General features: G+C 36.2%; 12 protein-coding genes. 1 reads left to right on the top strand and 11 read right to left on the bottom strand.

The annotated features are described in order from the left end of the window. Positions 1 to 3: 3 nt before the first annotated feature. The 8 genes from lgt to TY11_RS02975 all read right to left on the bottom strand — a co-directional run bounded on the left by lgt (position 4) and on the right by TY11_RS02975 (position 10,225). Complete coding sequence (lgt, locus tag TY11_RS03010) at positions 4 to 897, bottom strand: prolipoprotein diacylglyceryl transferase (RefSeq protein WP_042142709.1); 894 nt, start codon at positions 895 to 897, stop codon at positions 4 to 6. An 18-nt stretch (positions 898 to 915) separates the two neighbouring features. Continuing rightward, the gene (gene hprK, locus TY11_RS03005; protein WP_042142707.1) at positions 916 to 1,851 is read right to left on the bottom strand and encodes an HPr(Ser) kinase/phosphatase; all 936 of its coding nucleotides are present in this window, start codon (positions 1,849 to 1,851) and stop codon (positions 916 to 918) included. Between the two features lie 126 nt (positions 1,852 to 1,977). Continuing rightward, on the bottom strand, positions 1,978 to 2,340 hold the full coding sequence (locus tag TY11_RS03000) for a phage holin family protein (RefSeq protein WP_042142705.1): 363 nt from the start codon (positions 2,338 to 2,340) through the stop codon (positions 1,978 to 1,980). 337 nt (positions 2,341 to 2,677) lie between these two features. Further along, positions 2,678 to 3,343, bottom strand: a complete 666-nt coding sequence (bshB2, locus tag TY11_RS02995; protein ID WP_042142703.1) for a bacillithiol biosynthesis deacetylase BshB2 — start codon at positions 3,341 to 3,343, stop codon at positions 2,678 to 2,680. Positions 3,344 to 3,368: 25 nt separating this feature from the next. Continuing rightward, positions 3,369 to 3,722, bottom strand: coding sequence for a YojF family protein (locus TY11_RS02990; RefSeq protein ID WP_042142701.1), 354 nt, complete (start codon positions 3,720 to 3,722; stop codon positions 3,369 to 3,371). Positions 3,723 to 3,887: 165 nt separating this feature from the next. Further along, positions 3,888 to 6,764 (bottom strand): excinuclease ABC subunit UvrA, encoded by a 2,877-nt coding sequence (gene uvrA, locus TY11_RS02985; protein WP_042142699.1) that lies wholly within the window; start codon positions 6,762 to 6,764, stop codon positions 3,888 to 3,890. A gap of 5 nt (positions 6,765 to 6,769) precedes the next feature. Then, positions 6,770 to 8,755: an excinuclease ABC subunit UvrB gene (gene uvrB, locus TY11_RS02980; protein ID WP_042142695.1), complete on the bottom strand. Its 1,986-nt coding sequence runs from the start codon at positions 8,753 to 8,755 to the stop codon at positions 6,770 to 6,772. Positions 8,756 to 9,124: 369 nt separating this feature from the next. Continuing rightward, entirely contained in the window at positions 9,125 to 10,225 is a 1,101-nt protein-coding gene (locus tag TY11_RS02975) for an MGDG synthase family glycosyltransferase (protein WP_042142693.1), read from the bottom strand. A gap of 93 nt (positions 10,226 to 10,318) precedes the next feature. Between TY11_RS02975 and TY11_RS02970 the strand changes: the two genes are divergently transcribed. Continuing rightward, a complete protein-coding gene (locus tag TY11_RS02970; RefSeq protein WP_042142691.1) occupies positions 10,319 to 11,134 on the top strand; it encodes a metallophosphoesterase in 816 nt (271 codons plus the stop codon). Between the two features lie 5 nt (positions 11,135 to 11,139). On the opposite strand, the gene TY11_RS02965 is transcribed toward TY11_RS02970, so the two are convergent. The 3 genes from TY11_RS02965 to TY11_RS02955 all read right to left on the bottom strand — a co-directional run bounded on the left by TY11_RS02965 (position 11,140) and on the right by TY11_RS02955 (position 14,661). Next, positions 11,140 to 11,676 (bottom strand): YkoP family protein, encoded by a 537-nt coding sequence (locus tag TY11_RS02965; RefSeq protein ID WP_042142688.1) that lies wholly within the window; start codon positions 11,674 to 11,676, stop codon positions 11,140 to 11,142. A 195-nt stretch (positions 11,677 to 11,871) separates the two neighbouring features. Continuing rightward, positions 11,872 to 13,035 carry a PDZ domain-containing protein gene (locus TY11_RS02960; RefSeq protein WP_042142686.1) on the bottom strand — a complete coding sequence of 388 codons (1,164 nt, stop codon included), beginning with the start codon at positions 13,033 to 13,035 and terminating at the stop codon, positions 11,872 to 11,874. A gap of 150 nt (positions 13,036 to 13,185) precedes the next feature. Then, the gene (locus TY11_RS02955) at positions 13,186 to 14,661 is read right to left on the bottom strand and encodes a S41 family peptidase (protein ID WP_042142683.1); all 1,476 of its coding nucleotides are present in this window, start codon (positions 14,659 to 14,661) and stop codon (positions 13,186 to 13,188) included. Positions 14,662 to 15,071: the final 410 nt, after the last annotated feature.

Raw genomic sequence — 15,071 nt, 5'->3', positions numbered from 1 at the left:
ATGCTATTTTTTCTTTTTTGTATTCTTTTTTGTATTCTTTTTCTTTCCGGTATTTTTCTTTCCATTGTTTTTCTTCGTATCTACATCCTCATATCGCATCTTAACTTTTTTGTAGCGATAGATAATAAGTACAATAGCACCAACAAATAGTAATACAGAGATAAATTGTGCTGTACGAAGATTTCCAATAATATATAAGCTATCTGTACGCATTCCTTCAATAAAGAAACGCCCTACTGAATAAGCCGCTAAATAAGTCAAGAATACTGTACCACGAATTGGATTTTTACGACGTAACCAAATCAATAAAATAAGAACTACCACATTCCATAATGACTCATAGAGGAATGTTGGATAATAATACGTACCCTGAATACACATTTGATTCATGATAAAATCAGGTAACATGGCATAATGTGTATCAATAACAGCTTGATCAGTAATAGGCCCCCCATGAGCCTCTTGGTTCATGAAGTTTCCCCAACGACCAATTGCTTGTCCTAGGATTAAGCTTGGTGCAATAATATCAGCCAACTGCCAGAACGGAATTTTTTTAATTTTTGTAAATACAACTGCAGTTAAAACCGCACCGATTAAAGCTCCGTGTATTGCAATTCCACCATCCCTAATCGCAAACACTTTCCACCATGGGCCACCTGCATAACGGTCCCATTCAAATATAACATAATAAATTCTTGCAAAAAGAATTGAAATTGGGATTGCGAATACTACTAAGTCCACAATTAAATCTTTATTTACTCCTAATCGATCAGACTCTTTCATTGCAATGTAGAGTCCTATAAATGCTCCTGCCGCAATAATAACCCCATACCAATAAATTGGTAAGTTCCCAATTTGCAAGAAGACACGATCAAGCGATGGTGCAGCACAACTCATATTTCCACTCTCCTATTCCTATTCCTGTTCTTTTTCTTGTACAATCATATTGGTTAATCGCTCTGAAAACTCTTCTGCAGCATTGACGCCCATCCGTTTTAAACGGAAATTCATCGCTGCAACTTCGATAATAACAGCCAAGTTTCTACCCGGACGTACTGGAATGGTAGCTTTCGGAAGATCAACATCCATAATTTTCATTTTTTCTTCATCTAATCCTAAGCGATCGTATTGCTTTTTGGGGTCCCAAATTTCTAAATTTATAATCATCGAAATCTTTTTATGACTCCGAACTGCTCCTGCACCAAATAAGGTCATCACATTGATGATTCCTAATCCACGAATCTCTAATAAATGCTCAATCAATGGTGGCGAATTCCCAATCAGTGTATCGTAATCCTCTTGTCTAATTTCCACACTATCATCAGCAACAAGTCGATGTCCTCTTTTTACCAGTTCAAGAGCTGTTTCACTTTTACCAACACCGCTCTGACCAGTTATTAAAACACCAACACCATAAATGTCTACAAGAACCCCATGAATAGCCGTAAAGGGAGCAAATTTTGCTTCTAAATAATTGGTAAGCCTACTCACCACTCTGGTTGTTTTTCTCGGAGAATGTAGAATTGGCACACCTGAATTATTAGCCGCATCAATCATTACCTGTGGAATAGCCATTCCTCTTGAAATCACAATCCCAGGTGTTACATCTGTACAAAGCTCTGTCATTCTGTCTATTTGTTCCTGTGGACTTAAGTCTAGAAAATAGGTCATCTCGGTTCTTCCGATTAATTGTAGTCTTTCTTTTGGATAATATTTAAAATAGCCCGTCATTTCTATTCCCGGACGCGAAATATCACTTGTGGTAATTTCCCTATGTATGCCTTCTTCACCAGCAACTAATTCTAAATTGAAGTTTTCAAGTAGATCTTTGGTACGTACAATTGTTGTCATTTAACCTTCCTCCATTACCAGTCCTAACTGTTTCCCATTGTAGCATATTTTAACAGATGGAAGGAAAAAAGATGAACTTAGTGGAATATGTGGAAATTGAAAGAGCATAGGCTAAAGCCCATGCTCTTATTTTGAAGTTAGTGTATCTTTTACTAATCTATTTAGCAATAAGTTCAAGATAGAGAGAATGACTGCTGCAAATAATGCTGTTCCAAATCCATCAATGACAAAATCATCTCCAATAACACCTTGTGTAATCATTAAGGTAACCGCATTAATAACAAATAGGAATAATCCTAAAGTGAAAATAGTTAAGGGTAAAGTTAATATGATTAGAATTGGTTTAACAATGATATTAAGAATTCCTAAGATCAATGCAGCTAACAATGCCGTACTAAATCCTTCTAAATGAAAATTTTCAAAAAGCTGTGCAACAACGATTAGTGCAATAGCATTTAAAACAATCGACAATATGCCTCTCAAAAGCAAAGTATCCACCACCCTTCCTATGGTTCATGATAGTTTATTCGACATTTATATATATTCTCCTTCTTGGGGTTGTCTTAATTTTAGTTTATTAACTTCATCTTGGAAAGATTCGTTTTGAATGGATGTTTAGGGTTTGCTCGTAATATTGGTAGCTACGAGCGAGCGGGCACAAGGTATAGAGTTTTGGGGGCATACTTTTTTGTTTTGGTCACATGGAAATTGAAATAAGGCACTTGTTTCACTAGATTGAGAGCATGCGGAGATAACCTTACAACCTCTTAATTACAAATCTAAATAGTAAAATACCCCCACACTAAAAAGTGTAGGGGGGCGTATATTAATACTTCCAAATATAAAAAGATTCAAAACCTAATCGCTTCATTGCTTCTTCTTTTAAATCATTATCCATACCTTCACTTTGATTCCAGCTCCGAATAACACCATTTGCTTGTGACTGGTGGCAGAGTATAGCATCCATCTTCGTATCAAAATTATCTCGAACATCGTTTATAACGTCTGGCTTACCCAAATCCTCTACATGTGTGTTGGTAATTGCCTGTGCCCAAACAGTTGGACGTTTTTCAGTGTCGATTAATTGCACTGCTTCAATAGCTGCAGCTCCTAGTGCATTATGATCCGGATGAACAGCGTGTTCAGGATAATGAGTGATGATTAAACTAGGTTCAATCTTTTCAATAATACCTTTTAAATGCCCGGCCACTTCGTTTCGATCTTCATATTCTAGAGTTTTATCTCGATATCCTAGCATTATTAATTCCATATCAAGGACTTTGCATGCTTCGATAAGTTCTTTCTTTCTAATTTCTGGTAATGTTTCACGATTTGCAAATGTTGGGTTACCCATGTTTCGTCCCATCTCCCCTAATGTTCCACAGAGATAAGTAACAGGTACCCCTTGCTCACGAAACTTAGCTATTGTTCCAGCAGCACCAAATGATTCATCATCTGGATGTGGATATATAACAACAACGTGCTTTTCCATTTTGTTCACCTCTTTCAATCCTTTATTAATAATTAAATGGTGTTTCGCTTATTTGCAAGGCAACCATTAAACGTCCTTCACGGTCATGTCCAGCCATCAGTAGCTTCTCACCTTCGAACATTTCCCAGTCCGTTAATCCTTCCGCATAAATCCAGCCGATTTCCATTTTCAAACCTGCACGATAAGATTTCCCGTCACCAACTATTTTAGCTTGGTTAAAACGGACTTTGGCATTTCGTATATAAACTCCTACATTATATGCTTTGGCATTTACATGACTTGCATATGCACCATTAGTGGTTTCTAAGTGCACATATACGTCTTTATCTGTAAAGCTTTCAAGTTTTTCTTGGACCTTATCAAGATCAATCGGTTTCATCAGGCTTCCTCCTTACCTATCTATTTTTAACATTACCGAATCATCAAATATTCGTCAAAAGTTTAAACTTAGAAGTATGCACAATTTCAGTTCAAGATTAACGCTATGTAAAATAAGAAGGATACCTCAAAAGCCCTCATACTTTTAAGACATCCTCCCCCAATATTATTTCGAGCTAATTTCTTCTTTTTCCTTTAATGCTTCTGTTTGCCTCTTAGAATCCCTCTCTAAAACTGGTTTTAAATATCTTCCAGTATATGAGATTTCCTTTTCAGCAATCTGTTCAGGAGTTCCAGTAGCAATGATTTGGCCCCCACGTGCTCCGCCTTCTGGTCCAATATCAATAATATGGTCAGCGGTCTTAATCACATCTAGGTTATGTTCAATGATTAAAACGGTATCTCCATTATCAACTAGTCGCTGAAGTACTTTAAGTAAACGGCTAATATCATCAACATGCAAGCCTGTAGTAGGCTCATCTAAAATATAAAGGGTCTTACCATTAGTACGACGATGCAATTCACTAGCTAATTTCACACGTTGGGCTTCTCCACCAGATAATGTAGTTGCTGGCTGTCCAAGCCTTACATATCCCAAACCAACATCCACGATAGTTTGAATCTTTCGTTTGATTTTTGGGAGATTTGCAAAGAACTCAGCCGCTTCTTCAATGGTCATATTTAGCACTTCAGCAATGCTTTTTCCTTTATATTTCACTTCTAATGTTTCTCGATTGTATCGCTGACCGTGGCACACTTCACATGGTACATAAACGTCCGGTAAGAAGTGCATTTCGATCTTAATAATTCCGTCACCCTTACAAGCTTCACAACGGCCACCTTTTACATTAAAGCTAAAACGTCCTTTTTTATAGCCACGAACTTTCGCCTCATTAGTAGAGGCATACACATCGCGAATATCATCAAACACACCTGTATATGTCGCTGGGTTGGACCTTGGTGTACGGCCAATTGGAGATTGGTCGATATTGATTACTTTTTCAAGATGTTCCAGCCCTTTAAATTCCTTATGTTTTCCAGGTATTTGCTTACTACGGTTTAAATCTCTAGATAGAGTTTTATAAATAATCTCATTTACGAGTGAGCTTTTTCCTGAACCTGAAACCCCGGTAACCACATTAAATAAACCTACAGGGATTTTCACGGAAACATTCTTTAAATTATTTTCCTTTGCTCCAATTACTTCGATAAATCGTTTATCATGCTTTCTTCGTTCTGCTGGAATAGGAATATATTTTTTTCCAGCCAAGTATTGACCTGTTAATGACTTTTCATTTTTCATGACTTCCTCTGGTGTTCCACTGGCAATAATTTGCCCACCATGTTCACCAGCACCTGGACCAATATCTACTAACCAATCTGCTGCTAGCATTGTGTCTTCATCATGCTCCACAACAATCAAGGAATTATCTAAATCACGCATTTCTTTCAATGTTCCTATTAACTTGTCATTGTCACGTTGGTGTAGTCCAATTGATGGTTCATCAAGTACATACAGAACTCCTGTTAAGGCAGAACCAATTTGAGTAGCTAAACGGATACGTTGTGCTTCTCCACCCGAAAGCGTTCCTGCAGTACGAGAAAGTGTTAGATAATCTAAGCCAACATTGTTTAAGAATTCTAGTCGATTGTTAATTTCCTTAATTAACAATTTAGCAATCTGTTTTTCCTTTTCATTAAGGTCTAGCTCTTGGAAAAAGTTCATTGCTTCTGTAATAGAAAAATCTGTTGCATTACTAATGTGTATACCATTTACTTTTACAGCTAATGCCTCTTCCTTTAAACGGTGTCCCTTGCAAGTTGGACAGTTTTTGTTCCTCATATATTTTTCTAGACTTTCACGAATAAAATCAGAAGATGACTCTTTATAACGACGAGCAATATTATTTAGCACACCTTCAAAGTTAATCATACTATCACGAGTATTTCCGAATTCACTTTTATAGTAGAAATGAATTTTGTCTTTACCACTACCGTAGAGGATTTTATCCATCTGTTCCTTAGGAATTTCTTTTACCGGGATTTCCATATCAATTTGATAGTGATCACAAACAGCTTTCAGAAGTTGTGGATAATATTGTGAACTCACAGGCTCCCATGCTGTAATTGCATGATCACTTAATGATTTGTCCCAATCAGGAATCACTAGGTTAACATCAACTTCTAAATTAGTTCCTAGACCATCACAAGTTGAACAAGCACCAAATGGACTATTGAAGGAAAATAATCTTGGCTCTAGCTCACCAATTGAAAATCCACAAATAGGGCAAGCATGATTTTCACTGAAAACTAACTCCTCTTCTCCCATAACATCTACGATTGCTTTTCCTTCACCAAGTCTTAATGCTGTTTCAAGAGAATCACTTAACCGTGCTTCAATCCCATGCTTGACTACTACACGGTCTACTACTACTTCTATGGTATGTTTTTTGTTTTTCTCTAACTTTATATCCTCGGTTACCTCTCGCATTTCTTTGTCCACACGAATACGAACAAAGCCCTCTTTTTTAAGGTTTTCCAAAACCTTTACATGTTCCCCTTTACGTCCAGAAATCACTGGGGCGAGTAGTTGCATTTTTGTTCGTTCCGGGTATTCCATAATCCGATCAACCATTTGCTGAATTGTTTGCGAAGATATCTCAATTCCATGTGTAGGACATACAGGATGCCCTATTCTTGCAAATAATAATCGTAAGTAATCATATATTTCTGTTACAGTTCCAACTGTTGAACGTGGGTTCCTACTAGTTGTCTTTTGGTCAATTGCAATCGCTGGGGACAATCCATCAATCGTATCAACATCAGGCTTATCCATATTCCCTAAAAATTGTCGTGCATAGGCAGACAATGATTCCACATATCGTCTTTGTCCTTCTGCATAGATTGTATCAAATGCTAGCGATGATTTTCCTGAGCCAGATAGACCGGTTACAACTACTAGCTTATTTTTTGGGATGGATATATCGATATTTTTTAAATTATGTGCCCTTGCACCTTTTACATTAATTACTTTACTTGGCATTCAGGTCATCCTTCCGCTTTAAGTTCAAATAATACATCACGAAGTTCTGCTGCTTTTTCAAAATCAAGCGCTTTGGCAGCTTCTTTCATTTCGTTTTCGATATTTTGGAGAATCTTTTCTCGTTCTTTCTTCGTTAATTTTGACAGGCTCTTTGCTTTTTCTTGATATTCTGTTTGATCTTCTGCTGCGACAGTTGCACGAATTACATCACGAACGGCTTTCTGAATTGTCTGCGGTGTTACATTATGTTCTTTATTGTACGCCATTTGTTTCTCACGACGTCTTTCCGTTTCCTCAATCGCTTTTTGCATGGAGTCGGTTATTTTATCTGCATACATGATAACTCGCCCATTAGCATTACGAGCCGCTCTTCCCATTGTCTGAATTAAAGAGCGATCCGAACGTAGAAATCCTTCCTTGTCTGCATCAAGAATGGTTACGAGTGAAACCTCTGGAATATCCAATCCTTCACGTAGTAAGTTGATTCCAACAAGGACATCATATTTACCTACTCGTAAATCACGAATGATCTCAATTCGCTCCAATGTCTTAATTTCACTGTGTAGGTAGGCTACCTTGATTCCAATTTCTTTCAGGTAGTCAGTTAGATCTTCAGACATTTTCTTCGTTAAAGTGGTAACAAGCACACGTTCATTCTTCTTAGTCCGTTCATTAATTTCACCAATTAAATCATCAATCTGACCTTCTATAGGGCGAACCTCTACAACAGGATCCAATAATCCAGTTGGACGAATTATTTGCTCAGTCATATCTGGTGTGTGTTCTAACTCATATGGGCCAGGAGTAGCAGATACAAAGATAATTTGATTAACTTTCTTGTCAAACTCTTCAAATTTAAGTGGCCTATTATCCAGAGCAGACGGCAAACGAAAACCATGATCTACCAGAACTTGTTTTCTAGCTTGGTCACCATTATACATTCCTCGAATTTGTGGTAACGTAACATGGGACTCGTCTACAACGACAAGGAAATCTTCTGGAAAATAGTCTATTAGTGTATACGGTGTTGCACCAGATTCTCTTAGTGTTAAATGTCGAGAATAGTTTTCGATGCCAGAGCAAAATCCCATTTCTTTCATCATTTCGAGATCATAATTAGTTCTTTGTTCCAAACGTTGTGCTTCTAGTAATTTATTATTACTACGAAGTTTTTCTAATTGTTCTTCTAGTTCTTTTTCGATATTAACAATTGCTAGTTTCATTTTTTCTTCACGAGTTACGAAGTGAGATGCTGGGAAAATTGCAATATGCTCACGATCACCTACAATCTCTCCAGTTAATGCATCTACTTCTCGAATTCTATCTATTTCATCTCCAAAAAACTCAATACGAATACAGTGTTCCTCACGAGATGCCGGGATAATTTCAACCGAATCTCCACGAACACGGAAAGTCCCACGTTGGAAATCTATATCATTACGGGCATATTGAATATCAACTAAATCTCGTAGTAGTTGATCACGATCTTTTTCCATTCCCATTCTTAGTGATAGCACTTGTGCTCCGTATTCTTCCGGATTACCTAAACCATATATACAAGAAACACTCGCAACGATTAATACATCATTGCGTTCAAACAATGCTGAAGTTGCTGAGTGACGTAATTTATCTATTTCATCATTGATACTCGCGTCTTTTTCAATAAACGTGTCGGTGGAAGGGACATATGCCTCTGGTTGGTAATAATCATAATAACTGACAAAATATTCAACTGCATTATTGGGGAAAAACTCTTTAAACTCACTATATAATTGCCCTGCCAATGTCTTGTTATGGGCAATGACCAATGTAGGTCGGTTAATTTCTTTTACAACATTTGAAACCGTAAAAGTTTTACCTGTTCCTGTTGCTCCTAATAATGTTTGGTGTCGTTGTCCAGCTAGAACTCTTTCAACTAATTCTTCTATTGCTTTTGGCTGGTCCCCGCGTGGTTCGTATTTTGAAACCAGTTCAAATTTATTATTTTCCAATGCCTTCCCTCCATCCTAAAACCTTCTTTAATAGTGTACCATAATATACCACTATATTAACACAAATACGAACTAACATTCGATTGTTTGTATAGTTACATAGTAACTATTTTTAACTTAGTATTCAAGGGTTAGACAATAAATTAGTTGAATATGTGCATCACGGCTCGAATTCGCTCTGTTTTTACTCCAGAGCACAGGAGCGACATCTGCTTGGTAATCCATCGAAGTGCCTATCTTGCTATGGGTGGCTGGTGAACCTCCCATTGTTGTCTCCGGGCCGCTCAGTGCCACTGTTGTTTACTGGATTAAACTTTTAATAAGACAAAGAAAAACAACTACCATAATATGCAGTTGTTTTCCTAAAACTTAATTACATATCTCTAACAAAATATCTGATAATGACTTTTTCTCTAGTTGATTATGATAGGTGTCTAAGTTTTGGTTATAGGTTTCTTGCCTTTCTTTGCTTTGGAAGAATTCAATTATTTGTTTTTCTATATTTTGCAATGGGTCTAGAGTGTTGGCTACTCCTAAATGTTGTAATTCCAATTCGTTTACTTTTTCTTGGCCTGGGAGTGCGTTTGTTGTGAAGATTGGTACCCGTTTGGTTAGGCATTCGCTTACGGTGACACCACCAGGTTTTGTGATGACCGCATCTACCTGATCATATAGTTTGTTAATATCGTCTTTTATAGTTAAATATGGAATGGGTTCTATGAGTGGATGATTTAGTGAACGTAGCCTATTATATAGCTTTTGGTTCTTTCCACAAAGTACTTTATATCTTATTTCTGGTACTATTGGAATTATTTTTTCAATGGCACCTACACCTAAACTACCCCCAGTTATCAATACCTGAGATTGTTTACTTGTTGTTTGTTTAGTTTGTTTTTGAAAAACAGAATGAACGGGAATCCCAGTCAAAAATATTTTTTCCTTATCAACTCCTAATTTCACTAGAAACTCTTTCACCCTAATAGAAGGAACAAAATGGTAATCAATTCCCGTTATTCCCCAAACCCGATTCACGAAGTAATCTGTATAGACATTGACCGTAATTGCTTGTAATTTTCCTTTTTCCTTTAAAATACTTGCGATATTAGAAGGTAGGCAATGTGTACAAAAAACAATACGAGGCTGATTTTCTTTTACTAATCTCATAAAAAAGGATGTAAACATTGCCTCATACAATAATTGTCTGGAACGTTTTGTTTGGTTTTTAACAGCAAGGCTTTTATAAAGTAGATCATAAGCTTTGGGCATCACTTTGATCCAATGTAAGTAAGTCGTGGATACAAGTTTCTCTATTTTTCCATAACTATAAGAAAGAATATCAACTTTATCACAAGTCATTTCTTTGACAGAACGTTGCAGTTCCTCTATAACTGCATCAGCAACGTGATGATGGCCAGTTGGAATTTGCATAAATGGTAGAAATAGTGCTTCATCCTTTTGAATCATATCCATTTTCTCACCCTATCAAGTTCGATATAATCCCTTCATTTACCAATGCGTCCTTACCTTCAAGCATGTTATAATCCACTTTGGGGAGGAATTTAAATGACGTATATTATTTTTACTATAGTTATAATGTTAATTAGTTTATTCATATATAAAGCAAACCAAAATACGAAAGACGTTAAAATCAATAAAATCCAAATTTCTTCCAAACAACCTACCAATCAATCTAGCCTATCCATCTTACACTTATCCGATTTGCACCTTGAAAATATTTCGATTACACCTGAAGACCTAGCGCAGAAGCTTCAAAGTGAAAATCCTGACATTATTGCGCTAACTGGTGACTTTCTTGACAGAAAACGTACCATTCCAAAGTTAGTACCTTATCTTAAAGTTTTACAAAGTATGAAACCGAAACATGGGATTTATGCTGTTCTTGGTAATCATGATTATGTTTTAAGTGAAGTACATTTAAACAGACTTAAAGAGCTTCTATCTCAATACGACTGTATGGTCATGCAGAATTCTAGCCATACAATTGAAGTTGATCATCAAACTATTAACATAATTGGTATTGATGATTACAGTACAAAACGAAGCGACCTTCTAAAATCCTATAAACAAGTAAAAGCTGGAATCAATATTGTGTTAACACATGATCCAAATATCGTACTTTACATGGAAGAATATCCATTTGATTATTTACTAGCAGGTCATTTTCATGGAGGGCAGATTCGCTATCCGAAAGCCTATCACCTTGCTAAAATGGGAAAACTTCCTAAATTAAATATGATTAAGGGGCTCCATTCCCATAATGATTCACCATTTTATATTAGTGAGGGGCTTGGCCAAACAGGTGTCAATATTCGAGTCGGCAGCCGGCCCGAGATTACTTTTCACGATATAGCGATTTAATCTTTTTAACCATACCGATTAACTAGCTCGTCCTTTGACATAAATAAGTACATTGGTTCCTCATGTCTGGATGAGCTAGCTATATAATTGATCGGAGTAAAGGTCATTTGCTTATAAGTTCGATACCATGCATTTGGGATTGTAATATTATCAAATCCAAGACGTTTAGAACCTTTATGTAGGCTTGTGATTCCAATAATCCCTTTTATTTCATTATAGCGTTCATGATTCTCTACATACTTTGCTAGCATAGGCATCCCTTTTTTTACCATGTGATAGATATAGACAGCACGTCTGGTATCACTTGTCACTGCATATAACTCATTCATGATTTTCACATTATGTAGGTGAATTTTTAGAAGTAAGTCATTTTTATAAATAATAGTACCGTCTTTTAATACGGTGCTCCTTCCTTTATATCTTGTTAAACGAACACGGAATAATGTACGATTTTCCTCCAAATCTCTAACATACTTCAATCTAGAAAAAGAATAATATACTGGGTCTAATGTATTCCAAACCCCTAGTAAATAGCTTTTCATCCATATAATCTTCCTTCCTTAAATAATTGTATTATTAGTTTGCATGAAAAAAGGAAATTTATTAGGAAACTTGACATTCGCCATTTTTTTCGGCGAATGCCAAAGTCTGCGCGCTTATGCAGGTGGAAAGAAATACTTTCCACTCTACTAAAAAATCCGCACCACGTTTTTTCGTGATACGGATTTACTTTTTACTTATTTAATTTTTCTATAAGGCTCACTGGTAAAGATTAAGCCTAGTTCATGATGATCGCCTTCATACATGGCGCTTTGAACAAATCGAATCTCTCCATTATTATCAAACAATTCTACTTTAAAGAATGAACCTGTCTGTTGAAGGGCCACATAAAGCTCTTCTTCACTATGGATTTTATGGCCATTTACCTTCGTTATTATCTCTCCAATTAGGATATTCAATCTATCTGCCGGCGAACCCGGAATGACACTTAATACTTTTAATCCATCATGCGTATGATTAAAAAATGGTCTTCTTGCATGATCCTCTGTCCGGAATCGATAATTAATAAACTCCCTACCGAAAATAGCAACAACAACCGCAACAATGGTTAACCAGGAAATGAAAATACTTCCAATTGCAATAGCTAAAACAATAACAGCTAATCCCAAAAGTTTCATTGCTAATCGATTAGCAACTTTATAGGGCATGCTTCCTCTTACTGGAAACTCAAATCCTAATACAAATGGAATAAGAACTAATGCATAATCGTCTCCGCCAATAGAGAGAAACGGCCAGTAGGCCGCAAACGGTTCAATTAGACCTGATGGAACTAGAGTAAATAAAGGAATGATAGAGAATTTCTTGATCCAATGTCTTCCAATCCAGCTACCTCTTTCTCCCAATACTAAGGCAGGAAATGTTTCATTCTGTCTAATTCTACTAAGAAAATGTGCTTCAACAAATAAAAATAATGCTAATAATATTGCAAGTGTCGATAAATTTATTTCTCCATGAATTGGTAAGTATTCTGATAATGAAGGGGATAACAATAGAATAATGATGGTAATCCCAATCGTATAACTAGGAGAAAGCATTGTAAACCGGAATGTTAAGGTTAGTAAAATCGTAACAATACTTAAAATAATAATAGCTTCATAAGAAATAACCATACCAATTCCGATTATGACGATTGAATAAAATATCCCGATAATGACAGAGAATCCCCATGTATCTTTCCATTCCGATAAAACATCAAAAACCTTTGTTCCAAAATATCTTCTTTCTTGCTTGATTCTTCTTATGCCGATTAAAATAATGAAAATAACCGACCAATATAATAGTGGGTTGAGAAATAACTTTCCAATCCCTTTTGCAATTTCTATTAACCAATCTTGTAGCATACATTATCACCTTCCAACTGCAGTCCCGTCAAAACTAATTATAACCCTATATATTCGCCATTTGTCGAATTTTTTCCTGCTTATTCCGGAAAACAATTTTCTGTTCTGTCAAAAAGAAAAGGAATCCACTTCCTGGATTCCTTCCTATGATTACTGATACACCACTTCTAGTGCTTTATCCAATTGTAAATCATCTTCGCCGCTACGAATCTTTTCGATAATTTTTGCTTCCATCATACCAGCCGTTTCTTGATCTACTTTTCCAGTTACGTCTAAATCATTATCTTCTTGGAAAGCTTTAACTGCTTCTTCCGTTACTTCATTAAAATATCCATCTGTTCGATCTATTGTATAATCTAGGCCCTTCAACATTAGTTGGATATTCTCCACATTCGTACCAGTGTTATCGTATACTAAAGGTTCCTCAATTTGTACTGGGTTTGTATAGAAGTATTTTGGTTGATCGACAACAACAGTCGGCTCAACTCCAATATCATGAATCCAATTCCCTTCTGGTGATAGCCATTTAAAGAATGTTAATTTAATCGTACTACCATCACCTAGTGGAACAGCTTGCTGTACTGTCCCTTTACCAAAGGAAGTGTGTCCAACTACATCATATCCAATTTCCTTCATTGCTACTGCAAGAATTTCTGATGCAGAGGCACTTCCTTCATCAACTAAAACCGTAATTGGATAATCTTTTTTCTCTTTTAATTTCGTATAATATGGCTGTTTATTACCTTGTTGATCTTCTATTTGGATGTACGGTGTATCCTTTGGAATAAAATTCAGCAATATTTCTTCGACTGAATTTAATAATCCACCAGGATTACCACGAACATCAATAACTAAGCCTTCCATACCTTCATCTTCTAAAGCCTTTAATTGTGTATTAAAATCTTTGGATGTTGTTTCGGCAAAATTAGTAATTTCAATTACGCCAGTTTTCTTTCCATCTTGCGTTTTTATTTCCGAATAAACAGTTTCAATTGGAATGGTATCACGAGTAATCGAAATTTCAAAAGGTTCAGCAGTTCCAGCTCGAAGGATTGTTAACACTACTTCAGAACCTTTTTCACCGCGAATTAATGCTACTGCTTCGTTCAAGTTAAACCCCTCGAGAGACTCCCCATCTACCTCAAGAACTTGGTCATTTGGTCTAAGTCCTGCTTTCTCAGCAGGTGAATCCTTAATTGGGGCGACAATGGTTACTAATCCATTAACCATGCTAACCTCGGCACCTATACCTTCAAAAGAAGCCTCAATTTGCTCATTAAAGCTTTCCATTGTCTCAAGGTCCATATAAGTACTATACGGGTCACCTAATGTCGCAAGCATACCTTCAATAGCACCTTCAATTAACTGTTGTTCCTCTGTACCTTCTAAGTAATTTTCCTTAATAATATTGTAGGCCTGAGCAACTTTCTGCCACTCCCCAGGTACCTGAGTATCTTGCTCCATATCCTGTCCGTTATTTTGTTCTTTCTCTTCATTATCATTTCCTGAAATGTTCTGCACGGCTTGGTCAGAAGTTGCTATTGCTACTCCAACATAAGCCCCAATAAATCCGAGAAGTAATGCACCGACCAGGATAAGTGCAATGTGTATCTTATTCAGTTTCATTTTATCACCCCAGTAATAGTTATATGTAAGGTAGCTGTCTTAAACACTCAAAAAATAAAATAATAATAAACTTTCTCGCTGAGAGTCTAACTACTTATTCTATAATCATATAGGAAAATGGATAAACACGCCAAACTTTTTCTTTCTATTTTATTAAGAACATTATATTAAACCACCCCATAGGCCATATTACACTTGCGAGTTATATTGATCTCAGGGTTTTGTCTATACTTATAAAAATATCAATTGAATCTGTTAGCCCATCAACCTCTATTTAAAATCTACAACCATATTTTATACATAAAAACCGTATTTCGTATACTTCAATTTATCAACCAAACCCATTCAAGCAAGAGAGATTAATACGCTTTCCTAACAATTAATAAAAGACACTACACAACTCTGTGTAA

The organism is Paucisalibacillus algeriensis (assembly GCF_000577245.1).
Taxonomy (GTDB): Bacteria; Bacillota; Bacilli; order Bacillales; family Amphibacillaceae; genus Ornithinibacillus.
This window is presented reverse-complemented; position numbering and strand designations above follow the sequence as displayed.

Bases quoted from the DNA above. Each gene is read 5' to 3' on its own strand.
- lgt (WP_042142709.1), bottom strand. From the start codon at position 897: ATGAGTTGTGCTGCACCATCGCTTGATCGTGTCTTCTTGCAAATTGGG.
- hprK (WP_042142707.1), bottom strand. From the start codon at position 1,851: ATGACAACAATTGTACGTACCAAAGATCTACTTGAAAACTTCAATTTA.
- bshB2 (WP_042142703.1), bottom strand. From the start codon at position 3,343: ATGGAAAAGCACGTTGTTGTTATATATCCACATCCAGATGATGAATCA.
- TY11_RS02990 (WP_042142701.1), bottom strand. From the start codon at position 3,722: ATGAAACCGATTGATCTTGATAAGGTCCAAGAAAAACTTGAAAGCTTT.
- uvrA (WP_042142699.1), bottom strand. From the start codon at position 6,764: ATGCCAAGTAAAGTAATTAATGTAAAAGGTGCAAGGGCACATAATTTA.
- TY11_RS02975 (WP_042142693.1), bottom strand. From the start codon at position 10,225: ATGGATATGATTCAAAAGGATGAAGCACTATTTCTACCATTTATGCAA.
- TY11_RS02970 (WP_042142691.1), top strand. From the start codon at position 10,319: ATGACGTATATTATTTTTACTATAGTTATAATGTTAATTAGTTTATTC.
- TY11_RS02965 (WP_042142688.1), bottom strand. From the start codon at position 11,676: ATGAAAAGCTATTTACTAGGGGTTTGGAATACATTAGACCCAGTATAT.
- TY11_RS02960 (WP_042142686.1), bottom strand. From the start codon at position 13,035: ATGCTACAAGATTGGTTAATAGAAATTGCAAAAGGGATTGGAAAGTTA.
- TY11_RS02955 (WP_042142683.1), bottom strand. From the start codon at position 14,661: ATGAAACTGAATAAGATACACATTGCACTTATCCTGGTCGGTGCATTA.